The following is a 25845-nucleotide window of genomic DNA, read 5'->3' on the forward strand; positions in this document are numbered from 1 at the left end:
CTTCAGGTCCTTTCCAGCACATCGGCACGGGTCGCCAAGGCGTCAACCACCCGCTGCGCCATATCCTCGACCGACAAATCCGCCGAGGAATCGACCAACAGATCGGCCATCTGGTAGAAGGGAAGCCGGGCGTCGTAAAGCCCGCGCAGGGTTTCGCGCGGGTTAGAGGTGCGCAGCAATGGCCGCGTCGTCTTGTGCCGCACCCGCTGCCAGAGCAATTCCAGATCAGCACGCAACCAGACCGAGATCCCCGCCTCGTGGATCAGTTTGCGATTGGCCTCGGCCAGATACGCACCGCCCCCGGTAGACAGGATACAGGGCGCGCCGCGCAACAGCCGCGCAATCACCTCGGTTTCGCGGGCACGAAAGAACGCCTCGCCGTCGCGCGCAAAGATTTCGGCGATGCTGCGATCGGCGGCCCGGACGATTTCTTCATCCGAATCAACAAAGGGCACCGCCAGCGCGCGCGCCAGTGCGGTTCCCACGGCGGTCTTGCCCGCCCCCATCATTCCCACCATCACCACAGTTTTTTTCAGCGTCACTGTCTTCTTCCCCGAGGCTGGCTGGATGCTGTCAGCCTTGACATTCAACCTTAAGGTGGCGCATCGCCGCCCAAGGCAAATCTTTCTTCCCTGAATGGCGTGAACTCGGCGCAAATGCCATATATAATCTGCAGGGTGCTGGTTCGCGAACCGGCACGGGCACAATCAACATAACCCTCGGGCAAACCGGGGGCAGCAGTAAAGGCGAAGCGGGCATGGGGCGTCTGATCAAGGTTTTGGTGGTTTTGGCGGTGCTTGGCTTTGTGGGTCTGACGGGCTACGCTTATCTGGTGGATCTGTCTCCGATCCAGTCAGAAGTGAAATTGCCGGTGACCCTGAATGTTGACTAGATCTGCCGCAGGCTGTGTGCTTGCGGGCCTGATGATGTCACTGCCACAGTTGGCCTTGGCCGAGCGTAAGCCGCTGTCCGCGATCAACTGGCTGTCGCAATCGGTGAAAACCCCGACGCCAAAGGGCGGGCTGGCACCACTGCAACCATCCGAACCCCTGTCGGACCAAACACGCGCACCTGCTATCCTGAACGGCTCGCAGGCCAACCTGCCCCCCGTCGCGAACGAGCCCAAAGTCACCACCGACGCGCTGCCCGATGCAGTGGCGACCACGGTGCTGGGTGGCACCTCGCTGGATGCGGTGGGTTTGCTTCCGCCCGTTGTGACCGGATTTCCGCATGATCTTTGGGGCATCGGCCACAGCGCTGAAATTGCGGCAGCCATTGCGCAGGCGGGTCAGGGCGATGTGCCCGCGCTGCAATCCCTGCTGCGCACCCTGCTGCTGGCCGAGGCCGAGGCACCAGCCGATTCGCAAGGTTCGGGCGAGTTGCTGATCGCACGGATCGACAAATTGCTGGTGATGGGCGCGCTGGATCAGGCCGCAGCGCTGATCGAGGCCGCTGGCCCTGACAGCTCTCCCGAATTGTTCCGCCGCAGCTTTGATGTGGCTTTGCTGACAGGGGCCGAGGATCACGCCTGCGAGGTGTTGAAATCCGCGCCCGGTCTGGCACCAACCTTGACGACGCGGGTGTTTTGTCTGGCCCGCGCCGGGGATTGGAACGCCGCCGCTTTGACTTTGCGCACCGCACAGGCCTTGGGAAACATCAGCGCCGATGAAGACGCTTTGCTGTCGCGCTTCCTTGATCCTGAAGAGTTCGACGGCACCCCGATACCCCCCGCGCCCAAGCCGATCACGCCATTGGTCTGGCGCATCTATGATGCCTTGGGCGAACCTCTGCCCACCGCCACCCTGCCCCCGGCCTTTGCCCATGTGGATCTGTCCGACCACGCGGGATGGAAAGCTCAGATCGAGGCTGCCGAGCGGTTGTCGCGTGCGGGCGCGATCACCCCGAACCTGCTGCTGGGTTTTTACACCGACCGCGCCCCCGCAGCCTCGGGCGGGGTGTGGGACCGCGCTGATGCGTTTCAACGCTTTGATGCAGCGCTCAGCAAAGGGGACGTGGCCGCGGTCGAGCAGCGCCTGCCGCTGGCCTATGCCCGCATGAAGGATGTCGAGGTCGAGGTGCCATTCGCCACCCTGTTCGCGGTGCCACTGTCAAAGCTGCATCTGACAGGCGATGCCGCCCGGATCAGCTATGAGATCGGTCTGCTGTCGCCCGAATACGAACGCCTTGCCAAATCCCCCGACGCAGGGTCCGATGCACGCAGCCTGTTCATGGCGGGGCTTGCGGCGGGTTCAGTCAAAGGCCTGCTTGCCCCCGACAGCATGGCCCGCGCCATTGCCCCTGCCTTCACCGATCCACAGCTGCCCGCCGACATTGCCGAGCTGATCGCACAAAAACGGGTGGGCGAGGCGATGCTGGCCGCGATCATCCGCATCGAAAGTGGTCTGACCGGTGAATTGGTCAAAGTCACCGAGGGCCTGTCGGTCCTGCGCAAACTTGGGCTTGAAGATGTCGCCCGCCGCACCGCTCTGCAACTGATGCTGCTGGAGCGGCGCGGATAAATGCCTGCCCCTGCCAGTTCAGCCGCGCCAAGCCATCCCGACAGTTGGATCTCCAGCTATCTCGCCGCCGCTGCCGCTGATCTGGGGGCTGCGCGCAACACGCAGCTGGCCTATGGCCGGGATCTGAAAGATTTCGCCGAATGGCTTTCACGCCATGGCAGCAACTTTGCAACAGCCAGCCGCGCGCAAGTCGAAGATTATCTGATCTTTTGCGACGCGCAGGGTCTGTCGAAAGCCACGCGCGCACGGCGGTTGTCGGCGATCCGTCAGCTGTACCGCTTTGCTCTTGAAGAAGGCTGGCGTGAAGATCACCCGGCCCTGCGCATCAAAGGCCCCGGTGCCAGCCAACGCCTGCCCGGCACGCTGTCCCTGCCCGAGGTCGAGCGTCTGCTGGACGCCGCGCGCCGCAAGGGCCGCTCGGAACCGGAACGCTTGCGCAATTGCGCGCTGATCGAGCTGTTGTATGCCACCGGCATGCGTGTGTCCGAACTGGTCGGCCTGCCGGTGGCAGCCGTGCGCGGCGACCCCAAGATGATCCTTGTCAAAGGCAAGGGCGACAAGGAACGCATGGTGCCTTTGTCGCCGCCCGCGCGTGCCGCTGTCAAAGACTGGCTGCACGAACGTGATGCCCAGGACGATGCCGCCCGCAAGCTGGGCAAGCCGCCCTCAAAGCAGCTTTTCCCCGGCCCCGGCGCTGACGGCCATCTGACCCGGCAGCATTTCTATCTGCTGATCAAGGACATCGCGGTGCAGGGCGGCGTTGATCCCAGCACGGTTACACCGCACACCCTGCGCCACGCTTTCGCCACCCATCTGCTGGCAGGTGGCGCCGATCTGCGGGTGATCCAGACGCTTTTGGGCCATGCCGATGTCGCCACGACCGAGATTTACACCCATGTATTGGATGAAGATCTGCGACGTCTGGTGCTGACGCATCACCCGCTGGCCAGCCCCCCAAAGACAAAGTCATGATGCATCACCTGTGGATATACGCGCTGATCCTTGCCCTGCTGGTCCTTGCGGCTTTGCTGGCCTGCGTGATCGCAGCGCTCCAACATCTGCCACATGGCCGCACCGCACCGATGCTTGCCCCAGCCCTGAAACTTGCGGCGCGCGGCGATCTGGGTCTTACCGCGCTGCGGCTCGGCCATAGCCTGACAGCGCTTGCCGCCCTTGCTGGCCTGATGTGGCAGGCACGCGGCTGGAGCGGCTTTGACTTCGCCTGCCTCAGCTTTGCGGCCGGTATCGCGCTTGCGCTGCTCGGTCGTATCATCCCCGCCGCAATCGGCACCGCCGCCGCCGAAGCCAGCCTGATGCGGTTGGGCCTGCTTGGCCTGATCGCGGCTTGGCTGTTCACCCCGCTTGCCAGCCTGATGCAGCTTTTGAAACGCGCCGCCCTGCGCGGCTTTGGGCTGACCTTCGATCTGGCCGATCAACGTGATGCCTTGCGTGACGACATTGCAGGGGCCATCGCCTTGGGCCATTCCGGCGGTGCGATGCAAAAAGAGGCCCGCGACCGCTTGCTAGGCGCGCTGGATCTGTCTGACCGCGCGGTTGAAGAAATCATGCGTCACCGCCGCCAGATCGAAATGATAAACGCCGATGATCCGCCCGATGCCATCATCACCAAAATGCTGGCCTCGCCACATTCACGCTTGCCAGTCTATCGCGACGAGACCGAAAACATTCTGGGCGTTGTCCACACAAAAGACCTGCTGCGCGAATTTGACCGCCTGCTGCGCGGCGAAGCCCCAGAAGGCGTCGAGGCGCTGGATATTCTCAAAGTCGCCAAGAAGCCCTATTTCATCCCCAACACCACCAGCCTTGATGAACAAATGCGCGAGTTTCTCAAGCGCCGCACGCATTTTGCCTTGGTCGTCGATGAATATGGCGCGCTGCTGGGCCTGATCACGCTCGAAGATATTCTGGAAGAAATCGTTGGCGACATCACCGATGAATTCGATGTCGTCGCCCGTGATTCCGGGCTGAAACGCGATGCCAATGGCGATTATGTGATCGACGGTGCCATGACGATCCGCGATTTGAACCGTGCCACCGACTGGGGCCTGCCCGATGCCGAGGCCAACACCGTCGCAGGTCTGGTGATTCACGAGGCCCAGATGATCCCACTAGAAGGTCAGGTCTTCCACTTCCACGGCTTTCGCATCGAAATCGCCGCCCGCCGCGAAAACCGCATCACGCAGGTCAAACTGCGCCCCGTGCGGTAACCTTGCGGGCGGGATCTGCCTTAACGGCTGCGGAACAGTGACCCCAAGACCCCGCGAATAACCGCCTGCCCGGATTTTGACCCCAAACTTCTGGCAAAACTTTTGGCAAACGCCTCGCCAATGGAATCAGACCGCGAACCGCTGGTTTTCTTTGGGGCTGCCGCCTCGCGCGCGGTGCCGCCGTCATAGCGGCGGGCGTTGCGGAACTCTCGGTTCTCTTCAGCCTCGGGGGCCGCTTGCCGCGACGGGGCCTCGGCGGCCTCTGCCTCTTTGGCCGCATGATCAGCGCGGGCGCGCAGCCGCTCATAGGCGCTGTCACGGTCCACCACCTTGTCATATTTCGCCCCCATCCCCGAGGCCGCAATAAGGTGCGCGCGCAAGGCAGGCTCGATCGGCCCAAGCTGTGATGCAGGCGGGCGCACCAAAGTCCGCTCTGCCACGCCGGGAATACCCTTGGCCTCTAGAAACGACGTCACCGCTTCGCCAGTGCCGACATCGCGGATCGCATCTTCAATCGCAAATCGCGGGTTCGGGCGATAGGTTTCGGCGGCAAGCTTCAGATCTTTCTGATCTTTCGCCGTGAAAGCCCGCAACGCATGCTGCACCCGGTTGCCCAGCTGGCCCAGAATCATATCAGGCACATCGGCCGGATTTTGCGTGATGAAATACACCCCGACACCCTTAGAGCGGATCAGCCGCGCCACCTGTTCCACCTTGGACACCAACGCCTTGGGCGCATCAGTGAACAAAAGATGCGCCTCGTCAAAGAAGAACACCAGCTTGGGCTTATCCTGATCGCCGACCTCGGGCAGGTTCTCAAACAGCTCGGACAGCAGCCACAGCAGGAACGTCGCATACAGCCGCGGCGCATTCATCAGCTTTTCTGCCGCAAGAATGTTGATCATGCCTTGGCCATTGGCATCGCAACGCATCAGATCGGCCAGCTCTAGCGCAGGCTCGCCAAACATCTGCGCAGCACCCTGGTTCTCCAACACCAGCAACCGGCGCTGAATAGCTCCAACCGAGGTCGGCGACACCAAGCCAAACCGCCCCGAAATCTCGGACGCATGTTCCGCCACGAAAGCCAGCAGCGCCTGCAAGTCCTTCAGATCCAGCAGCGGCAGCTGTTCTTCATCCGCCAACCGGAAGGCGACGTTCAAAACGCCCTCTTGCGGCTCGGTCAGCTCCAGCAGGCGCGACAGCAGCAGCGGGCCCATCTCGGCAACCGTGGCCCGGATCGGATGGCCCTTTTCGGCGAACATATCCCAGAACGTCACCGGAAAGGCGCGGTATTGCACATCATAGCCGATGGTGGCGGCACGCTTCAGAAAGCCGTCATGCATCTTGCTGCTGGCCGATCCCGCAGCCCCCAGCCCAGACAGATCACCCTTCACATCGGCCATGAACACCGGCACGCCTTCGGCAGAAAAGCCTTCTGCCAGCACCTGCAAGGTCACGGTCTTGCCGGTGCCCGTAGCGCCTGCGATCAGGCCGTGACGATTGCCGTATTTCAAAAGCATGTTCTGCGGCACACCATAAGCTTCACCGCCGCCGCCCACGAAAATCGTCTCGCTCATACCGCAAACCCTTTGCCTGTTGCCGCGCGCCGCTGCGGCGTTCAGGGTCAAAATACATTGTTAACCTGTCTGTGCCAGTGTTGTTGTTGCCGAACCTGCACAGATGCGCGTGGTCCGGGCTTCCTCCCTGTCTGACTGCCGCGCCGCAAACCGGCGCGGTTTTTTTTGGCGCAAGGCTGGTCAAGGTGGCGGGCGTTACAATTCCTGTTGACGCGGATTTGAAAGCGCCGTAGCGTCTGCAACACAAGTCGGCCAGTCCGACAGGGAGAATAAAAAGACGTTGAAAAAGGGTCGGCTGTCCGGCCCTTTTTCCTTTTCAGCCATAGGCTTGCGCTGCAAAGCTGATAGGCCTGCGCAACTTTGGCAGCTTTAGACCACACGCGAAGACGTGATGTTTTTACCGCTGACTTCCCAAGCGCGCCATGCTATTTGCCAGCCAAATATCACCCCCGGCCACCGCTTTGGCCTCAGGCAGACCCCAAAAGACCCCATGCGCGCCAGTTCAGGCGCTCAGATCACAAAACCTGTCCGGCGTTTGTCGGGCACTTCATGAAGAAAGAGACAGTGATGTCGATGACTGCCCTGCACCGCACCCTTGCACTTTCGCTTGGTCTGGCTTTTGCCGCCTCGACTTTGCCGGTTTTCGCCCAAGAAGCTGCCCCGGCCGAGGGCACCACCGTCGATACCACGGCTCCTGCAGCAGATACGCTGAACATGGGCACCGAAACGAACACCCCGCCCCCACCGCTGACCCAAGCTGACGCGGCCGAGGGTCAGATCTATCAGCTGGCGACCTTCGACGATTGGTCGCAGCGCTGCACCAAGATGAAAGACGGCTCTGACCCGTGCGAGCTTTATCAGCTGCTGAAAGACGGCGAAGGCACCAATGTGGCCGAAATCAGCATGTTCGCCCTGCCGGCTGGTGGCAAAGCGGCGGCTGGCGCGACGATCATCGCCCCGCTAGAGACTCTGCTGACCGCCAATCTGGTGGTGGGCATTGATGCGGCCAAGCCGAAAGTCTACCCGTTCACCTTCTGCGCCCAACTGGGTTGCGTCGCGCGGATCGGCTTTACCGCTGACGAAGTGGCTCAGTTCAAAAAGGGCACCAAGGCGACCATCACCATCGTGCCCGCCGCAGCCCCTGATCAAAAGGTTGAACTGGCCGTGACGCTGAAAGGCTTCACCGCAGGCTATGACGCCGTTGCAGCCACGATGCCGAAGAAGTAAGTTTTCCACAGAATAACGACAAAAGCCCGCCCTGATCCGGCGGGCTTTTTCATGGGCAACAGTCGCCCCTCAAGCCGCCTTGCGCAGCACCAGCACCGCGTTCAAGCCGCCAAAAGCAAAGGCGTTCGACATCACCACATCAACCGCCGCCTGCCGGGCCTGATTGGGCACCACATCCAGCGGACACTCCGGGTCTGCGACCTCGTAGCCGATCGTCGGCGCGATCACCCCCTGCTGCAATGCCATCAGGCAGGCCAGCAATTCCACCGCTCCGGTGCCGCCAATCAAATGGCCATGCATGGATTTGGTGGACGAGATCATCACCCGTTCTGCCGCAGCGCCGAACACCTGCGCAATCGCCGCACATTCGGTCTTGTCATTCGCCGCAGTGCCAGTGCCATGCGCATTGATATAGCCCACCGCATCCGGCGCGACTTTCGCATCGCGCAGCGCCAGCCTGATCGCGCGGGCAGCACCCTCTTGCGATGGCATCACAATGTCAGACGCATCCGATGTCATCGCAAAACCAATCACTTCTGCCAGAATTTCGGCCCCGCGTGCGCGCGCATGGTCCAATTCCTCAAACACAAACACCGCCGCCCCCTCGCCCTGCACCATGCCGCTGCGGTTCAGACTGAACGGACGGCAGGCGGTCTGCGACATCACGCGCAACCCCTCCCACGCCTTGATACCGCCAAAGCACAGCATCGATTCTGATCCGCCGGTGACCATCACCTTAGCCCCACCACCGCGGATCGCCTGAAACGCCAGGCCCATCGCATGGTTAGAGCTTGCACAGGCGGTGGAGACGCTGAAACTCGGCCCCCGCAGCCCGAACTGCATCGCCACATGGCTTGCCGCCGCCGAATTCATCAGGCGCGGCACCACAAACGGATGCACCCGGTTTTTATCCTCGGCATAAACCGCGCGGTAGCTGTCATCCCAAGTGTTGACGCCACCCGCCGCCGTGCCAAGCACCACGCCGCTGTCATCGCCCAGATCACCGTCAAACTGCAGTCCCGATTGCGAAATCGCCTGCGTTGCCGCCGTCAGCGTGAACTGCGTGAACCGATCATAAAGCGTGATCTGCTGGCGTGAGAACCGCGCCTCGGCATCCCAATCGCGCACCTGCCCGCCAATCTGCACGCCCAGCCGATCAAGGTCGCGCACATCCAAAGCGCCAATGCCACAGCGCCCTTCGGCAAAAGCCGCATAGGTCGCCGCCACATCGCAGGCCAGCGCGTTGACTGTGCCCGCCCCGGTGATAACAACCCGCCTCATGCAGCTTTCTGGGCAATCAGCCCTTCCACCGCCGCCACGATCGACGCCACCGATCCCAGATCGAACGGGCTTTCCGACGGCTCGTTGGCGTTGAATGGCACCGAGATATCAAACGCCTCTTCAATGGCAAAGATCGTCTCGACCAGCCCAAGGCTATCAATGCCCAGACTGTCCAGCGATTGCCCGGGCGTCACATCGGCCACATCCAGCACCGCTTGTTCGGCGATAATCGCGATAACCTGGGCCTCAACACTGATCACTTGGCTTTGCATGTTCATCGGATGGTTTCCTTGCGCATCATGTCCGCACCACTTACTCCGCGTCAGGTAACAAAGATGTGGCCTTCTCCAACGCCGCCACCCGTCCCGCCAGCCGAGGCAAACGTCGCAGCGCCTTTTGCATCTCGACATGGGTTTCCATCTTGACCGCAGGATAGCCCAAAAGCACGCGGCCCGCAGGGGCATTGGTGAAAATTTTCGTAGCCCCCCCGGCGATCACATCATCGCCGACAAAGATGTTGTCATTCACCCCGCATTGTCCGCCCAACACCACCCGATCGCCAATCTTGGCCGAGCCCGCAATCCCAACCTGCCCGCACAGCAAGCAATCGCGCCCGACCTGCACGTTATGCCCTATATGCACAAGGTTATCGAGCTTTGTGCCCGCGCCAATCACAGTGTCGCGGATGGTGCCGCGATCAATCGCAACATTCGCGCCCAACTCGACATCATCGCCCAAGGTGACAGCCCCCAGCGAATGTATCCGCGTCCAGCTTTGCGCGCGAATTTCATCACGTTTTCCAAGGCTTGCGCGGATTTCTTCAACCCCGGATTTCTCGGGCGTCACAAAGGAAAACCCATCCGCCCCAACCACAGCGCCCGGCTGGCAGATAAACCGATGCCCAATCTTGACGCGAGCGCCGATCCGCGCGCCCTGCAAGATCAATGCATCGTCACCGATCACAGCGCCCTCGGCAATCGAGACATGGCTGGCAATCCGCGCCTTTGCCCCAATCCGCACATCCGCGCCGATAACCACAAACGGCCCAATCGCAGCACCGTCCCCGATCACGGCTGACGCGTCAACCAAAGCCATAGGATGCACACCCGGCGCAATCGCAGGCCCCGGATCCAACAGCACCGACAGCCCCGCCATCGCAAGCCGCCCCCGCGGTGCAAAAATCACCGCTTTCAGCCCCAAGGCCCGCCAATCCGCCCCCGGCCACAGCATCGCCGCCTGCGCGCGCCCCTCTGCAAGGCCGCCCGCATAGCGCGGATCCATCGCCAAAGCCAAATCCTGCGGCCCCGCCGTTGCAGGCTCGGATGCGCGGGCCACGATCAGGTCAAGATCGCCCTCGGCCTCGGCGCCAAGCGCCTGCGCTATGTCACGGATCGAATGGGCCATTTTATCCTCCGGCGGTTTGCGGAAGGTGTAACGTGGATAAGTGGTAGCGTGAACCACCAATATCACTACCGATAGAGACTTGTCCCAGCGGGGACAGATTCCACGATCACAACCAACGGGCATTTGTCCCCGCGGGGACAGAAATTGCTGTGAACGACGCTTGCGCGGGCCGTCAGATCAGCCCTGCACTTGCGGCAATTCTACCCCTGCGTCGCGCAATGCCTCGAACAATTCCGCATCGCGCCCGTAGATATCGCGGCGATACGACATGCCCGTTTTGGTTGGCCAAGCGGTGTAATACACCAGATGCACTGGCACCGGCACATCCAGCGAGACCGCGCTTTCATTGCTGCTGTCCAGATGCTCTTGGAACAGCCCTTTGGGATCCGCGCTTTGTTTGCCCAGCAGCGTATAGGCAAAATCAAACGGATCGCCCAACCGGATGCAGCCATGGCTGAAGGCGCGCACTTCATTGGCAAACAGCGCCTTGGCGGGCGTGTCGTGCAGATAGATATTGTATTGGTTGGGGAACATGAATTTCACCTTGCCCAACGCATTGCCATCCGAAGGCGGCTGACGCAGCCCGAACGGGAAACTGGACGCGCTATAGGCCGCGAAATTCACCGATCCGCGCGGCACCACCCGGCCCTTGCCGTCAATCACCTGCAAATGCCCGACGGCATTGCGGTTGCGCTGCAGCATCGGCAAATATTCCCGCACGATGATCGAGCGCGGCACCCCCCAACTGGGGTTGATCACCATATATTCCATCTCATCCGAAAATTCCGGCGTGCGCATATCTGGGCTGCTTTTGCCCACCACAGCACGGGTCTGGAAAGTCACCGCGCCATCATCAATGATCTTGGCGGTGAAATCGGCCTGATTGACCCAGATATGCCGCTTGCCCAGATCGGTATGCGCCATCCAGCGCATCCGCTCCAACGCGACGGTCACCGATTGCAAGCGCGCAGCAGGCGGCGTGTTCAGCGCCTCGATTGTCGAATCTCCGGCCACGCCATCAGCGGCCAATCCTTGATCCAGCTGATAGCGCTGCACCGCCCGCTGCATCTGCCCGTCATAGCTGGCGGTGGCCGAGCGGCCCATATAGCCAAGCTCGATCAGCCGATTGCGCAGCGCAACCACAGCATCGCCGCTGTCACCGGGGGCAAGTTTGCTGGCCGAAATCCCGATCATCGATGGTGCTTCGCGCTCCAGACGCAGCTTTTCCTTCATCAGCCGCGCATATTCCGGGCTTTCGGGCAGCAGTGACGCCAGATAGGCCTCTGGCGACGCGCTTGCCAGCAAGCCTGCCAGCAACACCGCCGGATCAGGGCGCAAAATCTCGCGCACAATGGTGGGATCAATCTTTTTAGGCGTCAGCGCACCGGAACTGACATCGCGCGCATAAGACAGATAGGCCAGCGTCATCGCCACTTCCAGCCGACCCCGGTCGCCTTCCGTCACCGCCGCTTTCGCAAGCCCGATCAACGCCGCCGGATCATAGCGGGTGACAGGCAAGCCCTGCGCCGCCGCCGTTGACAGCGCCATGATCAACGCATGCCGCCGCGCCTGATCCTGCGGGCCAGTCCAGATCGGCTGGAACCCATGCTCGCGGTAAAACGTCGCCACAGCCTCATTCTGCGCCGAGGCTTCGGCCAAAGACCGCGTGAAGGCATCGGTTTGCGCCATAACCGGCGCGGACCACGTCAAAGCCAATGTCAGCGCCGTGGTGGCTGTCAGGTTGCGGATAACTCCGCAGGCGCGCGCGGAAAGACTGATATGCACGATGATTCCCATTGCTAGGGCGCGTCCTGCTGCGCAAGACTGACCCAGTCGCGTCTGATAGTGTTTTACTTAGAAAAGCTTGGGTGAAATCTGCGGAACTGTAAACTCGCCTTAACCCTTCGGCCTGCATCTGGGTCGCTACTTCCTGCGCGATTGTCGCATATTCGCCACGAATATGGCAGTTGCGGAAATCCCCACTTGGTTCCCTCAAATTCAGCAATTTTTTGCCTATTGCCGTCAGACTGGGATTCGGCGGCCAATCTGTTCTTTGGCTTCACCGCAAGCTGTGTCATAACGACTGGGCACTTGGGGATGAAGTGACGAACAGAACCGCAACTTCAGGCGGTCAAAGACCAGCGATCGGGACAGGCGCAAAGAATGGCGAATATGAACTTGAACGGGATCACGCGGCGCGGGCTGCTTGGCGTTTTCGCGGCAACTGCCGTGGTTGCAGCCCCGACATACTCCAATGCTTTCGGCCTTTTGAAGGGCGCAGGCGACATACGACGGATCCGGATGTATTCCGGCCGCACCGGGGAAAGCATCGACACGATCTACTGGGTCGAGGGCGAATACATTCCCGAAGTGACCAAAGAAATCAATCACTTCATGCGCGACTGGCGCTCTGACGAAGTTGTGGGTATGGACCCGCGCAATTATGACATCATCGCAGCCGCCCACCGTCTGCTGGATGTCCGCGAGCCTTACATGTTGCTGTCAGGCTATCGCAGCCCTTCCACCAATGCGATGTTGCGCTCGCACTCGCGCGGTGTTGCAAAACACTCGCTGCACATGAAGGGCATGGCCGCAGATCTGCGGTTGAAGTCGCGCTCGGTGGGCCAGATGGCAAAAGCCGCAGAGGCATGTTCGGCGGGCGGCGTGGGCCATTATTACGGCTCCAACTTCGTGCACATGGATTGCGGCCCCGTGCGCAGCTGGGGTGGCTAAGGCGGCTTTTCGCCAAGGTTACAGCCAAGTTTAAGCAAAAAGGCGCCCATCGCGGCGCCTTTTGTTTTTAGCAGATGTGCAAAAGCGGCAGCAGCGTTTCCAAACCGCGGACAATCCTATCCGCGCTTAATCCTGATCATCAGACATCGGCGCAAACGATCCGGTCAGCGTCGATTTGCCCCGGAAGCCTTGCGCCACCACGAATTTCTCGGAACTATCCGCCCTGCTGGCGGGCGGCTTGACGTTGGCGACTTTGTTGAACGACTTTTTCAGCTGCGTTTGCATCTCGGCTTCCGCGCCACCGGCCAGCACCTTGGCAACAAAAGTGCCACCCTCTTCCAGCACGTCAAAGGCAAATGCCAAAGCCGCCTCGATCAGCGCAATGATCCGCAGGTGGTCGGTGCCCTTATGCCCCGAGGCCGAGGCCGCCATATCCGACATCACCACATCAGCCTTGCCGCCCAGCCAGCCCTTGACCAGCGCATCTGCTTCCTCTGACAGAAAATCCAACTGATGGATCTGCGCGCCTGCAATGCCTTCAATTTCCTGCAAATCGACGCCCAAAACGGTGCCGATCGGCTTTTTCGGATTATCGCCTTGGGCGTTGACCCGCTTGACCGCCACCTGACACCAACCGCCCGGCGCGCAGCCAAGGTCAACCACACGCGCCCCCGGCACGAGGAAATTGTATTTATCGTCCAGCTCTAGGATCTTGTAAGCCGCACGCCCGCGATAGCCCTCTTTCTTGGCCCGGATCACGTAAGGATCGTTCAACTGCCGCTCAAGCCACAGCGTCGAGGACAGCTTGCGCCCCTTGGCGGTTTTGACGCGCACGCGCAGATCGCGCTGACCCCGGCCTGATGTATTCTTTTCAGTCATTCAAAAGGCCCGTCCTCTAACACGCCATCGGCGCTCATCTGTGCATATAGAAGCCCTTCGCGCAAACCACGGTCTGCGACAGAAAGGCGATCTGTTGGCCATATCCGCATCAGCGCCTGAAGGATAGCCGCGCCGGACATGATCAGCGTATGTCTGTCACGCCCGATCCGCGGATCAGTGCGCCGCCCTTCCGGGCCAAGCGTCAGATACTCCCGAATAACGCTGTCGATTTGATCCGAGGTCATCTGCAGCCCATCAACCTTGGTGCGATCATAGCGCCGCAATCCCAGATAGCTGGCCGCCACCGTGGTCACCGTTCCCGAAGTGCCGATGATCTGAAAGCCTTCGCGCTTTTGCGCCGCAGCATAAGGGCTGAAAGAGGCCAGATTCTCTTCAAAAAACCAACTCATCAGTGCAAAGCGCGCGGCATCATCCTCGACATCCTGAAACTGATCCTTCAGGGTCGCCACCCCCAGCGGCACCGAGATCCAATCCACCACCTTTGCCCCGGCAGGGTCAGCCTGAAAGCCGCGGTGCAGCCGCATGATCGAACGCGGCCGATCTTCCGGCGTCACCCCCGACAAATCAATCCACACCAGTTCGGTCGATCCCCCGCCGATATCAACCACCAACAACTGCTCGGTCGAGCGGTTCACCAAAGGCGCGCAAGAGATCACCGCAAGCCGCGCTTCTTCCTCGGCCGGAATGATCTCAACAATCAGCCCGGTTTCCCGCCGCACCTGCCGCATGAATTCCTTTGAATTGCGGGCCCGGCGACACGCTTCGGTCGCCACAAACCGCATGCGTGTGACGCCATGCTGTTCGATCTTTTTCTGACAGATCCGCAACGCCTGCATCGTGCGCCCCATCGAGGCACGACCAAGCCTGCCCGAGGCTTCCAGCCCCGCGCCCAGTTGGACAGTCTTAGAAAAGCTGTCCACAACCACAAACTGACTGCCCCGTGGTTGGGCAATCAACATGCGGCACGCATTTGTGCCCAAGTCCACGGCAGCATAAAGCCCCTTGGAACCCAGGCCGGGGGGGGCCGACGGGTCAGTTTCACGGAAAGCAGCCTGTGCCTCAACCGCTGTTTGCATCGCGTCCGCCCCCAAGGGACGCTCGGGCGCCATAATCGCCCTCCATAGGTGGTTGCGCTAAAGGTAGACCCGTTGGCGGCAAGTGGCAAGCGCCCTCCCCCAAGCCTGTGCAGACGGCGGGCCTTGGGTTCATAGAGATGATGAAAACTTCTCCATTTACGAGCACTGGCCGCATGATTGGTTTGCAGCTAGCTACGGGCATGGTCGCTGCCAGCATGCGCCATGTCGAAAACCGACCCTGACTGTCGCATGGGCGCGCTTAGAACGGGTGAGAATTGGGTGGAAGGAATCAACAATGCCAGACGTAATCGTGGTGTTTTGGCGCGACATTCCGGCTCAGGTGATTGTGGGCAAGGGACGCGCTGCGTCGAAGGTGCAATTGCCCGAGCGCTTTGAGCAGGCAATTGACCGTTGTGCGATGAAAATTGGTGCCAAGGACGCGGATGCCTATTTGGGGGAATGGCGCAAGGCCGCACCCTATGCGGTGGACGGCGAGGCCGCCGACGTCGCAGCGTCCGAGGCCGCAAAACTGGATGCCACCTATGACACAGAGCGCCTGAAAGCGCTGATCAACGCCGAGGGCTGGGCGCAAGCCTGACCGCATCTAAGGGGAGGCCCGCGTGGCACTTAGTTTTTTCCGCAAAGACACCAAACCAGCCGCCAACACCGACGCGAATGAGGCCTTTCTGAAAGGCTATTCGATTGAAGTGATGCCGCGCACCGCTGAAAAGGTCGAAGACTTCCGCGCTTTGCTGCCAAAAGGCACGCGCGTCTATATCGCCCATATTGAGGGCACCCCGATTGAAGACATGGTCGCCACCGCCAAGCGGATCGCGGGCGAAGGCTTTGACGTGATGCCGCATTTCCCGGCGCGGATCATCCACGACAAGGCGACCTTGGCCGACTGGATCAAGCGCTATCAGACCGAAGCGGGCGTCAAGCAGGCTCTGCTGCTGGGCGGCGGTGTGAATACTCCGGCAGGGGATTTCGACAGCTCGATGCAGTTGATCGAAACCGGGTTGTTTGACGGGTTTGATCGTCTGCATGTCGCTGGCCACCCCGAGGGCAACAAGGACATCGACAAGGACGGCGGCGATGCCATCGTCTTGGCTGCGTTGAAGTGGAAGCAGGCGTTTTCCGAGCGGTCTGATGCCAAGATGGCGATTGCGACGCAGTTCTGCTTTGAAGCCGATCCGGTGATCGCCTGGGCCAATCGGCTGGCCGATGCTGGCGTGCATCTGCCGATCCACATTGGCGTCGCAGGCCCTGCCAAGCTGCAAACCCTGATCAAATTCGCAATCTCTTGCGGTGTTGGCGCATCGCTGCGCGTGCTGCAAAAACGTGCTATGGATGTGACGAAACTGCTTTTGCCTTACGAGCCGACAGAATTTATCGCGGGCCTTGCCGCGCACAAAGCGGCAAATCCGGCTTTTGGCATCGAGCAAGTTCACTTTTTCCCGCTGGGCGGCATTAAGACCAATGCGGCTTGGGTTACCGAAAATGGCGGCGCCGCTGGCGTGCCTGCAAATGCTTAAAGAGAAGGTTTAAGAATGACCCGTACTGTTATAGAATCCAAAACGAAAACTGTAATTATCGGCTTTGACGAGCCGTTCTGCGTGATCGGTGAACGTATCAACCCGACGGGCCGCAAAAAGCTGGCGGCCGAGTTGGAAGCTGGCAATTTTGAAACCGTTCTCAGGGATGCACTGGAACAGGTCGCTTGCGGTGCAACCGTGCTGGACGTGAACTCGGGTGCCGTGTTCACCAACAAAATGGCTGAAGATCCGCGCTATGCCGACAACAACTTTGTCGAACCGCCGCTGATGCGAGAATTGATCCTGCAAATCCAAGCGATTGTGGATGTGCCTTTGTGCATCGACAGCTCGGTTCCCGGCGCATTGGAAGCGGGTCTGAAGGCCTGCGAAGGTCGCCCGTTGTTGAACTCGGTGACGGGTGAGGAAGATCGTCTGGAACTGGTTTTGCCGCTGGTCAAGAAATACAACGTGCCGGTTGTGGCTATTTCCAACGACGACACCGGCATCAGCCAAGACCCCGATGTGCGTTTTGCGGTTGCCAAAAAGATCGTCGAGCGCGCTGCCGATTTCGGTATTCCCGCGCATGACATCGTGGTTGATCCCTTGGTGATGCCAGTGGGCGCAATGGGCTCGGCTGGCCAACAAGTGTTCGCTTTGGTGCGCCGTCTGCGCGAAGAATTGGGCGTCAACACCACTTGCGGCGCGTCAAACATCTCGTTCGGTCTGCCGCATCGTCACGGCATCAACGCCGCCTTCTTGCCGATGGCGATTGGCGCGGGCATGACCAGCGCCATCATGAACCCAGTGCGTCTGCCCGAGATGGAGGCGATCCGCGCCGCCAACTTCCTGATGAACCACGACGCAAATGGCGGCGAATGGATCCGTTTCGCCAAGGTGCTGGAGGCTGTCGAGGCTGGGGCGACCTTTGCCGAGGCATCTGCTGCGGCCACGGCTGCGACCTCGGGGCGTCGTGGCGGGCGTCGCGCGCGCTAAACCTTTGCTATAGATCCAAAAGGCCCGCCAAACCGGCGGGCCTTTTGTTTTAGCGGATGCGCCGCATCAGTTTCGCGGCTTGCCTTGCGCGCTTGCTCATATCTTTGCCAGCGCGCGCTTGTTCGCGCTCTGCCGGGGTCATCTGGTCAGGGGATTTGCCGCGCCCCGCCGCATAATCTATACCCTTATTCACGCCAATATTGACCAAACGGCCCAGAAACCTGTTCAAAATCATCTGAATGATACGGTCCATCGGCCTAATCCTCAAAAAGTTCGCTTTGCCCGGTGCTGGGCTGTTGGTCTTCATCTTCAGATGGGATTGAAAGTGCGCCCGGCAAGGGGCGGCTGTCCAGCAAACCAGCGGCACGCAGCTCTTTCAGCCCCGGCAGATCCCGGGCTGATTCCAGCCCGAAATGGTCAAGGAAGTGATCGGTCACCACAAAAGTCACTGGCCTGCCCGGCGTCATCCGCCGCCGCCCCAGCCTGATCCAATCGAGTTCCAACAGCTGATCCACCGTGCCCCGGCTGACCGCAACACCGCGGATTTCCTCGATCTCTGCCCGGGTGACCGGCTGATGATAGGCGACGATTGCCAGCGTCTCAATCGCCGCGCGCGACAGTTTGCGCTGCTCGGCGCTTTCCTTTTGCATCAGATGCCCCAAATCGGCGGCTGTGCGAAAGGCGTAGGCATCCCCGACTTTCACCAAATTCACCCCCCGCCCCTCATAGCGGCGACGCAAGGTCAACAGGGCTTCAGCCGGATCGCAACCATGCGGCATGCGCTTGATCAACTCGGCAAGTGTGACGGTTTCGGTGGCCGCGAACAGGATGGCTTCCACCATCCGCTCTTGCTCGCCCATCGGCGGCGCTTCAAAGAGGCTTTTTTCGATCGGATCGCTCATGACTCAAGCCTGCGGATCATCAACGGGGCGAATACCTCGCCCTGCTTGATTTGCACCTGACCGCGTTTGGCCATCTCCAAAATCGCGGCAAAATGCGCCGCAGTGGCAGATCTGCGGCGGGCGGGAGATACCTCCCAGCCTTCGGGCATGAAGCTGTTCAGATCAGACCATTCCCCGGCGTAGCCCAGCAAACCACGCATGCGTTCCAGCGCATCTTCCATCGTGTAGACATCTTTGCGATCAAAGGCATAGGGGCGAAAATCATCGCGGGTGCGGATGCGGGCATAGGCGCGCATAAGATCCAGAAGATTGGCGGTATAGCTGACGCTGACGTGACGCGTGACAGTCTCGGGGGCCCCGCGGGCGAAAAAATCGCGGCCCAGTTGGTCGCGCGCCATCAACCGGGCCGCGGATTCGCGCATCGCGGCCAGACGTTCAAGCTGAAACGCCAGATGCGCGGCAAGATCCTCGGCGGATGGCCCCGCTTCGCCCGGTTCTGGCGGAAGCAACAGGCGTGATTTCAGAAACGCCAGCCAAGCCGCCATCACCAGATAATCGGCGGCAAGTTCGATCCGCAAAGCAGCCGCGCGCTCCACAAAGACCAGATATTGCTCGGCGAGTTGCAGCACGGAAATCTTGCGCAGATCGACCTTTTGGGTGCGCGAGAGCATCAGCAAAAGATCCAAAGGCCCTTCAAAGCCATCGACATCAATGATCAGTGCTTCCGAGGCCAGCCGTTCCGCTGCGGGCACCCGTTCGGGCGCTGTCCAATCATCGCTTTCCGGATTAGCCATCAACACCCTCGCCCAGCAGAGCCGAGAATTCGGCCTTCAGCGCGGCGATGTCAACGGATTTTGCCGGGCGACGCTGCGCAAGTGCAGCTTTCGCGCGCGCGCGGGCGGCGTCGGTCATGCTGCCTGCGGCTGCGGCAACCTCAAGCATTTCGGCCATTTCACCTTTGCAATGCAAGGCAATGTCACAGCCCGCCGCCATGGAACGGGCGGTGCGTTCGCCCAGCGTGCCTTTGAGCGCCTGCATGTTCAGATCGTCGGTCATCAAAAGCCCGCCAAATCCGATCTCATTGCGGATCACCTCGATCATTTTCGGCGATTGCGTCGCAGGCAAATGATCATATGCGGCAAAGATGATATGCGCAGTCATCGCCATCGGCAGATCAGCCAGCGCCCGAAACGGCGCGAAATCTGTCGCGGCCAGAGTGGCGCGGTCGGTGGTGACGGTCGGCAGATCAAGATGGGTATCGCTGACAGATCGACCATGCCCCGGCATGTGCTTGACCACCGGCAGCACACCGATTTCAAGATGGGCGTCGGCCACGGCACGAGCTATTTTCGTTACAGTTTCAACGTCTTGACCATAGCAGCGGTTGCGCAGGAACGGGTGGGTTTCAGGGCCACCAATATCGGCCACAGGGGCGCAATTGGCATCAATGCCCACTGCGCGCAATTCGGCTGCAATCACCATAGAACGCAGCGCCATAGCTTGCGTGGCATGTGCACCCGCCTTATCGACGGTGTCGAGTGGTGGTGCCCATTCGGCCCAATGCGGCGCGCGCAGACGTTGGACGCGCCCGCCTTCTTGATCAACCAGCACCGGCGCATCGCGGCCAACGCTGTCGCGCAGATCGGCGGTCAGCCGGGTGATTTGCGCAGGGGTGTCGATATTGCGCGCAAACACGATGAAGCCAAGCGGATCATAATCGCGGAAGAAATCACGCTCGCGCGCGGTCAGGCTCAGGCCTGCGCAGCCGAAAATCGCCGCCCCAGCGCCGATCATTTTTGTGCAACCGGGATGCACGAGGCATTTTGTGCCAGCAGCGTCGCGCAGAATTGACGCGCAACGTCTTCATCTGCAAAACCATGCGCACGCAGGCGATAAAAGGTGCGACCGCCGCTTTGCGCCGATTGCACGACCATGGCCTTGCCGGCCAAAAGGTCGGTAAAATTGGCCTGGAGCTTAGCCCATTCGGCCCGCGCGCTGGCCTCGTCATCAAACGCGCCAAGCTGCACAAGCCGGGTGCCAGCCGCGATGGTGCTCGGGTCAATTTCGGCAACGCCAGCAGTTGCGGCGGGCACCTGTTCGGTTTCAACAGCGGCAGGTTCGTCCGTTACGGCAACCGTATCGGCGGGTGCAGCATCTGCAACGGCGGTCTGTTTTGCAGGGCGTGATTTCGGACGGATCGAGGTTGCGGTATCTGCAGCAGCCGTTTCAACCGGCGCGGAATCCGCTTCGCTGCCTTCAGCCAAAGCCGCCGCAAGGGCCGCTGCAACAGCATCCTCTTGCGTTGCGGGTAAGGGTTGCTCCACCGCGAGATCGCTTGCCGCCGCCATCGGATCGGACGGTATGGTTTCTGCCGTGACCACAACCGGGGCAATTTCCACCGGGGCAAGGCGAGGTTCAGCGGTCAGGCTATCTGCCGGGGCCACGATGCCACCAAGCGCCGCGCTGGCTTCTGGCAAGGGCGCAAGCTCTGCGGTGCCCGCCTGATCTTCAGCGGTCAAAACTGCCTCACGCGGGGCGAGAAGCAGTTTTTCGGGCAGCGGCAACGCGGTTCCGGCCGCGGCGACGGCATTGACTGACAGCCCCTGATGCATCGCCACATCACCGCCGGGATTGTCTGGTGCGATCCGCAACGGGCCTTCAAGTGCGCGCACCACAGGGATGCCAGAGACATCGCGCACCGCCAGTTTATAGCCCCAGACACCCAGCCCGACCACCAATGCAAGAGAGCAAACCGCCCCCGCGATGTTGACGATTGTCAGCGCACGACCCGTCAGCGGGCCCGCACTATGCCCAGCATAACCGCCGTCGAAGTCATCGAAATCCACGTCCGCCATGTTTTGCCTCGCGTGCAAGGGCGATACATGCCACCCCTGCTTGTTATTTTGCCCGTTCCGGTTGGGCAGGTAAGAATTTGGCACTTACCGCATTTCCTCTACCGGAGTGACGCCAAGGATACCAAGGCCCGCTGAAATCACAACGCCTGTGGCACGCGCGAGGGCGATTTTTGCCGCAGATGTTGCCGCATTGCCGTCTTGGACAAAGCGCAAGCTCGGATCATCGTTGCCCTTGTTCCACAACGCATGGAATTCCGAGGCCAACTCATACAGGTAAAACGCGATGCGGTGCGGCTCGTTGCCCTTTGCGGCGATCTCGACCAGGCGCGGCCATTCGGCGAGTTTTTGCGCCATTTGAATCTCGGCCGGGTGACTAAGGATTGCCAGATCAGCCTTTGCCAGCGCTGCATCACCGCAGTCAATGCCAGCCTCGCGCGATTTGCGCAGCACCGAGTTGATCCGGGCATTGGCGTATTGCACATAGAACACCGGGTTGTCTTTCGACTGCTCCAGCACCTTTGCGAAATCGAAATCAAGGGTCACATCGTTCTTGCGCGTCAACATCATAAAACGGGTCACATCGGCGCCCGCCTGTTCGACCACATCGCGCAAGGTCACAAACGTCCCTGCCCGCTTTGACATCTTGAACGGCTCGCCGTTTTTATACAGCTTGACCAGTTGCACCAGCTTGATATCCAACGGAACTTTGCCACCCGACAGGGCCGAGACCGCAGCCTTCATCCGCTTGACATAGCCGCCGTGATCAGCACCGAAAATGTCGATCAGCTCGTCAAAGCCGCGCTGCACCTTGTTGTAATGATAGGCGATATCGGGGGCGAAATAGGTCCAGGCGCCGTCCGATTTCATCACCGGGCGATCTACGTCATCGCCATGCGCGGTGGAGCGGAACAGGGTCTGCACCCGAGGCTCCCAATCATCCAGCGTTTTTCCCTTTGGCGGCTCCAGCGTGCCTTCATAGATCAGGCCCATATCGCGCAGAGCTTGAATGGCAGCCTCAATCTGCCCGGTGCCATAGAGCGCCTTTTCCGAGGAATACACATCCATCTTAACGTTCAACGCCGCCAGATCGCCGCGAATTTCGTCCATCATCAACTCGGATGCGATTTCGCGGATGTCGGCCAGCCAAACCTCTTCGCCCTTATCCAGCAAAGACGCGCCATATTTCGCCTTCAAAGCCTCGCCGACCGGTATCAGATAATCGCCGGGATAAAGACCTTCGCGGATTTCAGGCTCCAGCCCGTTGGCCTCGCGGTACCGCTCATAGGCCGAGCGCGCCAGCACATCGACCTGCGCGCCGCCGTCGTTGATGTAATATTCGCGGGTGACGTTCCAACCGGCAAAGTCCAGCAGCCGCGCCAAGGCATCGCCTACCACCGCACCGCGCACATGGCCGACATGCATCGGCCCGGTGGGGTTGGCCGAGACGAATTCGACGTTGACCTTGCGGCCCCCGCCCATCATCGAGCGCCCAAATTCTAGTCCCTCGGTCAGCGCCGCTTTCACCACGCCCTGCCACACATTCGCCGCCAGACGCAGGTTTAAAAAACCCGGTCCTGCCACTTCAACACCCGTCACACGCGCATCCAGTGACAGCTTGGCTGCAAGCGCTTCGGCAATCGCGCGGGGCTGCATGCCCGCCGGTTTGGCCAGCACCATCGCCGCATTGGTCGCCATATCACCGTGCGACGGATCGCGCGGCGGCTCGACCGCAACTGCTGCAAAGTCCAACCCGGACGGCAACGCCCCCTCGGCCACCAAAGCCGTCAGGCTATCGGTCACAAGAGTGCGGATTTCGGCAAAGAGGTTCATTTGATCAATTCCTGTCTCGTTGCTGTGGGCATGCCAGAGCCAGCAAGACAGGTCAAGGACGGCCCCGGTTTTGGGCCGTCCTAGCGGTCAGTTTTGGCCAGATCGCCAGTCATCCAAGGCAGAATTGGCCTCCGATGCCGCAGCCAAAGCCGTGGGCGCCGCGGTCAGACCCGGCGGCATGCTGACCGGGCGGTTGCGAAAGTAATGCGTCTCGCGCGCGCCAAAGTAGAATGCCACCACCGCCCCCAGCAGCCACCAAAGCGGCTCTGGCACGGCGTTCAAGCCGACCATGCGCAGGGCAAAATCCGGCGGATCAACCATCGCATAGACGAACAATCCGATCGTGCCAAAGGCCAGCAGCGGGCGCGGCAGGCGGTTCAAACCATTAACCAGCCGATCAAACCAACTGCCCGAGGCATTGACGAATTCATCGCCAAATTGCTCTAGCGCTGCTGCTTGCGCCTGCGCGGACAACTCCATCCGCTTGGTGGCCGATGCCACAAACACCTCGGCCACGCCCTAGGCGGCATCGCCCAAAGCCGTGACTGCCCCCGGCGCGTTCAAAATATTGCCAATCAGCCCCATGCTGCCACCCTCGCCTGATGTTGCGCTTCGGTCAGTCGATATTTCGCCGCCATGAATTCTTCTGCCCGCGTGATCCACCCCCCCTTTCCGCCATCCCGCCTGCGGGCATATTTGCGGCTGGCGGGGCGGGCATCCGCCAAGCCGTAATAGTAGTTCCTGCGCGCGATCGCATAGGCATCAGCGATATGGCTGGGGGCAGCCTCGGCGGCCATTTGGGCGGCACGAATGGTCTGCGGACCGATCTGACCATCGGCGTCGCAGGGGAAGCCCATGCTGGTCAGTAAACGCTGCAACACCTTGACCGCATTGGCTCCGGCATTGACATACATATCAAAGACAGAAGGCTGCAATGCTTCTGGCAAAGCGCCGATCCCGGTTCGGTGGTGGTAATGTTCGACATAGATATCAACGGCTTGTGCAGGGGTCAGCGCACGCACATCAGCCACATCAATACGGGTATCGCGCGTCACATCAATGCCCAAGCGGCGCAGAGTGTTCAGGATAACACCATATTTGGTGGCTCCGCCCGGATCATCGGGGTCGTTTACAAAACCACCCTCACGCGCGACAATTTCCACCGCCAGATCTTGCACCGATTTCATCGCATCTCCCCTTGGCTAGACAGGGGCAATGGTGGCGCGAACGGGTTAATCTGTTGAAACTGCGGCGCGCGCTAGTCCTTTGGTGCGACGTAAACGCCCTGAGCTTTTAGCGCGTCGACGACCTCTTTCGGCATGTAATTCTCATCATGCTTGGCAAGGATTTCCGATGCAACAAAGGTATCGCCCTGCATCGAGCCTGTGCCCACCATGCCCGCATCTTCCTCAAACAAATCAGGCAAAACTCCGGTGTATTTCACCGGAACCGAATGGTTGGTATCGGTGACGCTAAAGCTGATCGTCTCACCCTGCCCACGCTGCAAGGTGCCCTTTTCGACCAAGCCGCCGATGCGGAAAACTTCGCCCGCGCGCGGCGGATCGCTTAGAACCTGACTGGGCGAGCGGAAAAAGTTAATCCCATCACGCATCGCATAGCCGATCAGCGCGGTTGAGGCCGCAAGCAACACAAACGCAAACAGGATCAACTGCACACGACGGCGTTTCTTCAAGCTTTTCAACCCAGCCATATCAGCCCCTTACGGGAACATCGGTGCCAAGGTCAGCCCCGCTGTTTCCTCTATCCCCAGCATCAGATTGGCGTTCTGTATCGCCTGCCCCGACGAGCCTTTGGTCAGGTTGTCCAAAACCGCAACCACGACGGCGCGGCCCGCAATCCGGTCTGCAATCACGCCGATATGACAGTAGTTAGAACCGGCAATGTCGCGCGTCGAGGGGAGTGCGCCAAAGGGTAGCACCTGCAGGAACGGCTCGGTCGCGTAGGCATCGGTCAAAGTCTGGTGGATCACGCGCGCGTCGCCCTGCACATAGGTTGTCGCCAGAATCCCGCGGTTCATCGGCAGCAAGTGCGGCGAGAATTGGATATGGACCGGGCGGCCCGCGAGTTTGCTGAACTCTTGATCAAACTCACCCAGATGGCGATGCTTGCCGCCCATCGAATAGGTATGGGTTCCGCCGGAAAGCTCGGCGTGCAGCAGGTTTTCCTTCAGACTGCGCCCTGCCCCCGACACCCCCGCCTTGAGATCAATCAGGATGTTATCCAGATCAATCACCCCCGCTGAAATCAGCGGACGTAAGGCATATTGCCCGGTGGCCGCATTGCAGCCGGTGCCAGCCACCAGCCTCGCGTCGCGGATGTCATCGCGGTAGAACTCGGTCAAACCATAGACCGCTTCTTTTTGCAGATCGGTCGCGGTGTGGGGTTGGCCGTACCATTTTTCATATTCGGCCGGATCGCGCAGCCGGAAATCTGCCGACAAATCGACGATCTTCAGATCGCGCGGCAGGGCTGAAACCACAACCTGCGTGGTGGCATGCGGCAGCGCGCAGAAGCAAAGATCAATGCCGGAAAAGTCGATCTCGTCGATCTTTTGCAGGCGCGGCAGATCGAGGTGGCGCAGGAAAGGGAACACCTCGGCCATCGCCATGCCCGCTTTGCGGTCAGCCGAAAGCGCCACGATTTTCATATCGGGATGGGTGGCGATCAGGCGGACAAGCTCTGCGCCCGTGTAGCCAGATGCTCCGAGAATGGCGATGCGATGGGTCATGGCGGCCTCTGATTTTGGTGGCGCAGATGTGGCGGC

At 60.5% G+C, this 25845-nt stretch carries 27 protein-coding genes; 9 read left to right on the forward strand and 18 right to left on the reverse strand.

What is annotated here, in order from left to right; translation table 11 throughout:
• Positions 1-2: 2 nt before the first annotated feature.
• Complete coding sequence (locus tag QQJ98_RS13715; RefSeq protein ID WP_284325913.1) at positions 3-542, reverse strand: shikimate kinase; 540 nt, start codon at positions 540-542, stop codon at positions 3-5.
• 215 nt (positions 543-757) lie between these two features.
• On the opposite strand from QQJ98_RS13715, the gene QQJ98_RS13720 reads away from it, so the two are divergent.
• From QQJ98_RS13720 to QQJ98_RS13735, 4 genes are read left to right on the forward strand one after another with little or no spacing between them, the layout of a single operon-like run.
• Entirely contained in the window at positions 758-892 is a 135-nt protein-coding gene (locus QQJ98_RS13720; protein WP_284325914.1) for a hypothetical protein, read from the forward strand.
• Entirely contained in the window at positions 882-2519 is a 1638-nt protein-coding gene (locus tag QQJ98_RS13725; protein WP_284325915.1) for a hypothetical protein, read from the forward strand. The genes QQJ98_RS13720 and QQJ98_RS13725 overlap by 11 nt, the downstream gene beginning before the upstream one ends.
• The gene (locus QQJ98_RS13730) at positions 2520-3491 is read left to right on the forward strand and encodes a site-specific tyrosine recombinase XerD (RefSeq protein WP_284325916.1); all 972 of its coding nucleotides are present in this window, start codon (positions 2520-2522) and stop codon (positions 3489-3491) included.
• Positions 3488-4747 carry an HlyC/CorC family transporter gene (locus QQJ98_RS13735; RefSeq protein ID WP_284325917.1) on the forward strand — a complete coding sequence of 420 codons (1260 nt, stop codon included), beginning with the start codon at positions 3488-3490 and terminating at the stop codon, positions 4745-4747. The genes QQJ98_RS13730 and QQJ98_RS13735 overlap by 4 nt, the downstream gene beginning before the upstream one ends.
• Before the next feature lie 20 nt (positions 4748-4767).
• Here the strand turns inward: QQJ98_RS13735 and QQJ98_RS13740 are convergent, their stop codons facing one another.
• Positions 4768-6324 (reverse strand): helicase HerA-like domain-containing protein, encoded by a 1557-nt coding sequence (locus tag QQJ98_RS13740; RefSeq protein WP_284325918.1) that lies wholly within the window; start codon positions 6322-6324, stop codon positions 4768-4770.
• Positions 6325-6891: 567 nt separating this feature from the next.
• Here QQJ98_RS13740 and QQJ98_RS13745 point away from each other — a divergent pair.
• On the forward strand, positions 6892-7551 hold the full coding sequence (locus QQJ98_RS13745) for an invasion associated locus B family protein (protein ID WP_431307823.1): 660 nt from the start codon (positions 6892-6894) through the stop codon (positions 7549-7551).
• A gap of 69 nt (positions 7552-7620) precedes the next feature.
• On the opposite strand, the gene QQJ98_RS13750 is transcribed toward QQJ98_RS13745, so the two are convergent.
• The 4 genes from QQJ98_RS13750 to QQJ98_RS13765 form a co-directional block, all read right to left on the reverse strand.
• Positions 7621-8832 (reverse strand): beta-ketoacyl-[acyl-carrier-protein] synthase family protein, encoded by a 1212-nt coding sequence (locus QQJ98_RS13750; protein ID WP_284325919.1) that lies wholly within the window; start codon positions 8830-8832, stop codon positions 7621-7623.
• A complete protein-coding gene (locus QQJ98_RS13755) occupies positions 8829-9110 on the reverse strand; it encodes an acyl carrier protein (protein WP_431307824.1) in 282 nt (93 codons plus the stop codon). The genes QQJ98_RS13750 and QQJ98_RS13755 overlap by 4 nt, the downstream gene beginning before the upstream one ends.
• Before the next feature lie 34 nt (positions 9111-9144).
• A complete protein-coding gene (locus QQJ98_RS13760; RefSeq protein WP_284325920.1) occupies positions 9145-10236 on the reverse strand; it encodes a UDP-3-O-(3-hydroxymyristoyl)glucosamine N-acyltransferase in 1092 nt (363 codons plus the stop codon).
• A gap of 177 nt (positions 10237-10413) precedes the next feature.
• A complete protein-coding gene (locus QQJ98_RS13765; RefSeq protein ID WP_284325921.1) occupies positions 10414-12021 on the reverse strand; it encodes a L,D-transpeptidase family protein in 1608 nt (535 codons plus the stop codon).
• A 378-nt stretch (positions 12022-12399) separates the two neighbouring features.
• Here QQJ98_RS13765 and mepK point away from each other — a divergent pair, with 378 nt between their 5' ends.
• Positions 12400-12969: a peptidoglycan L,D-endopeptidase MepK gene (gene mepK / locus QQJ98_RS13770; RefSeq protein ID WP_284325922.1), complete on the forward strand. Its 570-nt coding sequence runs from the start codon at positions 12400-12402 to the stop codon at positions 12967-12969.
• Between the two features lie 126 nt (positions 12970-13095).
• On the opposite strand, the gene QQJ98_RS13775 is transcribed toward mepK, so the two are convergent.
• Both QQJ98_RS13775 and QQJ98_RS13780 read right to left on the reverse strand, forming a co-directional pair.
• A complete protein-coding gene (locus QQJ98_RS13775; protein WP_284325923.1) occupies positions 13096-13848 on the reverse strand; it encodes an RlmE family RNA methyltransferase in 753 nt (250 codons plus the stop codon).
• Positions 13845-14978, reverse strand: a complete 1134-nt coding sequence (locus tag QQJ98_RS13780) for a Ppx/GppA phosphatase family protein (RefSeq protein ID WP_284325924.1) — start codon at positions 14976-14978, stop codon at positions 13845-13847. Before QQJ98_RS13780 ends, QQJ98_RS13775 begins: the two co-directional genes overlap by 4 nt.
• Before the next feature lie 262 nt (positions 14979-15240).
• On the opposite strand from QQJ98_RS13780, the gene QQJ98_RS13785 reads away from it, so the two are divergent.
• From QQJ98_RS13785 to QQJ98_RS13795, 3 genes are read left to right on the forward strand one after another with little or no spacing between them, the layout of a single operon-like run.
• Positions 15241-15543 carry a virulence factor gene (locus tag QQJ98_RS13785; RefSeq protein WP_284325925.1) on the forward strand — a complete coding sequence of 101 codons (303 nt, stop codon included), beginning with the start codon at positions 15241-15243 and terminating at the stop codon, positions 15541-15543.
• Positions 15544-15565: 22 nt separating this feature from the next.
• Positions 15566-16480 carry a methylenetetrahydrofolate reductase gene (locus tag QQJ98_RS13790; protein ID WP_284325926.1) on the forward strand — a complete coding sequence of 305 codons (915 nt, stop codon included), beginning with the start codon at positions 15566-15568 and terminating at the stop codon, positions 16478-16480.
• Positions 16481-16495: 15 nt separating this feature from the next.
• Entirely contained in the window at positions 16496-17473 is a 978-nt protein-coding gene (locus QQJ98_RS13795; RefSeq protein ID WP_284325927.1) for a methyltetrahydrofolate cobalamin methyltransferase, read from the forward strand.
• Positions 17474-17522: 49 nt separating this feature from the next.
• On the opposite strand, the gene QQJ98_RS13800 is transcribed toward QQJ98_RS13795, so the two are convergent.
• The 10 genes from QQJ98_RS13800 to argC all read right to left on the reverse strand — a co-directional run bounded on the left by QQJ98_RS13800 (position 17523) and on the right by argC (position 25809).
• On the reverse strand, positions 17523-17726 hold the full coding sequence (locus QQJ98_RS13800; RefSeq protein ID WP_284325928.1) for a hypothetical protein: 204 nt from the start codon (positions 17724-17726) through the stop codon (positions 17523-17525).
• 4 nt (positions 17727-17730) lie between these two features.
• Positions 17731-18375 (reverse strand): SMC-Scp complex subunit ScpB, encoded by a 645-nt coding sequence (gene scpB / locus QQJ98_RS13805; protein WP_284325929.1) that lies wholly within the window; start codon positions 18373-18375, stop codon positions 17731-17733.
• The gene (locus QQJ98_RS13810; protein ID WP_284325930.1) at positions 18372-19169 is read right to left on the reverse strand and encodes a segregation and condensation protein A; all 798 of its coding nucleotides are present in this window, start codon (positions 19167-19169) and stop codon (positions 18372-18374) included. Before QQJ98_RS13810 ends, scpB begins: the two co-directional genes overlap by 4 nt.
• Positions 19162-20169 carry a glycoside hydrolase family 3 N-terminal domain-containing protein gene (locus QQJ98_RS13815; protein WP_284325931.1) on the reverse strand — a complete coding sequence of 336 codons (1008 nt, stop codon included), beginning with the start codon at positions 20167-20169 and terminating at the stop codon, positions 19162-19164. Before QQJ98_RS13815 ends, QQJ98_RS13810 begins: the two co-directional genes overlap by 8 nt.
• Positions 20166-21230, reverse strand: coding sequence for an SPOR domain-containing protein (locus tag QQJ98_RS13820; RefSeq protein ID WP_284325932.1), 1065 nt, complete (start codon positions 21228-21230; stop codon positions 20166-20168). The genes QQJ98_RS13815 and QQJ98_RS13820 overlap by 4 nt, the downstream gene beginning before the upstream one ends.
• 84 nt (positions 21231-21314) lie before the next feature.
• Positions 21315-23060 carry an arginine--tRNA ligase gene (argS, locus tag QQJ98_RS13825; RefSeq protein ID WP_284325933.1) on the reverse strand — a complete coding sequence of 582 codons (1746 nt, stop codon included), beginning with the start codon at positions 23058-23060 and terminating at the stop codon, positions 21315-21317.
• Between the two features lie 87 nt (positions 23061-23147).
• Positions 23148-23576, reverse strand: coding sequence for a holin family protein (locus QQJ98_RS13830; protein WP_284325934.1), 429 nt, complete (start codon positions 23574-23576; stop codon positions 23148-23150).
• 59 nt (positions 23577-23635) lie between these two features.
• Positions 23636-24247 (reverse strand): holin-associated N-acetylmuramidase, encoded by a 612-nt coding sequence (locus QQJ98_RS13835; protein ID WP_284325935.1) that lies wholly within the window; start codon positions 24245-24247, stop codon positions 23636-23638.
• 71 nt (positions 24248-24318) lie between these two features.
• Positions 24319-24762 carry a cytochrome c maturation protein CcmE gene (gene ccmE, locus QQJ98_RS13840; protein ID WP_284326216.1) on the reverse strand — a complete coding sequence of 148 codons (444 nt, stop codon included), beginning with the start codon at positions 24760-24762 and terminating at the stop codon, positions 24319-24321.
• An 18-nt stretch (positions 24763-24780) separates the two neighbouring features.
• Positions 24781-25809 carry an N-acetyl-gamma-glutamyl-phosphate reductase gene (argC, locus tag QQJ98_RS13845; RefSeq protein ID WP_284325936.1) on the reverse strand — a complete coding sequence of 343 codons (1029 nt, stop codon included), beginning with the start codon at positions 25807-25809 and terminating at the stop codon, positions 24781-24783.
• Positions 25810-25845 lie beyond the last annotated feature (36 nt).

The organism is Cypionkella aquatica (genome assembly GCF_030161095.1).
GTDB classification, from domain to species: domain Bacteria; phylum Pseudomonadota; class Alphaproteobacteria; order Rhodobacterales; family Rhodobacteraceae; genus Cypionkella; species Cypionkella aquatica.

Coding starts and splice junctions, on each gene's coding strand:
- QQJ98_RS13720 (WP_284325914.1), top strand. CDS start 758: ATGGGGCGTCTGATCAAGGTTTTGGTGGTTTTGGCGGTGCTTGGCTTT.
- QQJ98_RS13725 (WP_284325915.1), top strand. CDS start 882: ATGTTGACTAGATCTGCCGCAGGCTGTGTGCTTGCGGGCCTGATGATG.
- QQJ98_RS13730 (WP_284325916.1), top strand. CDS start 2,520: ATGCCTGCCCCTGCCAGTTCAGCCGCGCCAAGCCATCCCGACAGTTGG.
- QQJ98_RS13735 (WP_284325917.1), top strand. CDS start 3,488: ATGATGCATCACCTGTGGATATACGCGCTGATCCTTGCCCTGCTGGTC.
- QQJ98_RS13740 (WP_284325918.1), bottom strand. CDS start 6,324: ATGAGCGAGACGATTTTCGTGGGCGGCGGCGGTGAAGCTTATGGTGTG.
- QQJ98_RS13745 (WP_431307823.1), top strand. CDS start 6,892: ATGTCGATGACTGCCCTGCACCGCACCCTTGCACTTTCGCTTGGTCTG.
- QQJ98_RS13750 (WP_284325919.1), bottom strand. CDS start 8,832: ATGAGGCGGGTTGTTATCACCGGGGCGGGCACAGTCAACGCGCTGGCC.
- QQJ98_RS13755 (WP_431307824.1), bottom strand. CDS start 9,110: ATGAACATGCAAAGCCAAGTGATCAGTGTTGAGGCCCAGGTTATCGCG.
- QQJ98_RS13760 (WP_284325920.1), bottom strand. CDS start 10,236: ATGGCCCATTCGATCCGTGACATAGCGCAGGCGCTTGGCGCCGAGGCC.
- mepK (WP_284325922.1), top strand. CDS start 12,400: ATGGCGAATATGAACTTGAACGGGATCACGCGGCGCGGGCTGCTTGGC.
- QQJ98_RS13775 (WP_284325923.1), bottom strand. CDS start 13,848: ATGACTGAAAAGAATACATCAGGCCGGGGTCAGCGCGATCTGCGCGTG.
- QQJ98_RS13780 (WP_284325924.1), bottom strand. CDS start 14,978: ATGGCGCCCGAGCGTCCCTTGGGGGCGGACGCGATGCAAACAGCGGTT.
- QQJ98_RS13785 (WP_284325925.1), top strand. CDS start 15,241: ATGCCAGACGTAATCGTGGTGTTTTGGCGCGACATTCCGGCTCAGGTG.
- QQJ98_RS13795 (WP_284325927.1), top strand. CDS start 16,496: ATGACCCGTACTGTTATAGAATCCAAAACGAAAACTGTAATTATCGGC.
- QQJ98_RS13800 (WP_284325928.1), bottom strand. CDS start 17,726: ATGGACCGTATCATTCAGATGATTTTGAACAGGTTTCTGGGCCGTTTG.
- scpB (WP_284325929.1), bottom strand. CDS start 18,375: ATGAGCGATCCGATCGAAAAAAGCCTCTTTGAAGCGCCGCCGATGGGC.
- QQJ98_RS13810 (WP_284325930.1), bottom strand. CDS start 19,169: ATGGCTAATCCGGAAAGCGATGATTGGACAGCGCCCGAACGGGTGCCC.
- QQJ98_RS13815 (WP_284325931.1), bottom strand. CDS start 20,169: ATGATCGGCGCTGGGGCGGCGATTTTCGGCTGCGCAGGCCTGAGCCTG.
- QQJ98_RS13820 (WP_284325932.1), bottom strand. CDS start 21,230: ATGGCGGACGTGGATTTCGATGACTTCGACGGCGGTTATGCTGGGCAT.
- argS (WP_284325933.1), bottom strand. CDS start 23,060: ATGAACCTCTTTGCCGAAATCCGCACTCTTGTGACCGATAGCCTGACG.
- QQJ98_RS13835 (WP_284325935.1), bottom strand. CDS start 24,247: ATGAAATCGGTGCAAGATCTGGCGGTGGAAATTGTCGCGCGTGAGGGT.
- argC (WP_284325936.1), bottom strand. CDS start 25,809: ATGACCCATCGCATCGCCATTCTCGGAGCATCTGGCTACACGGGCGCA.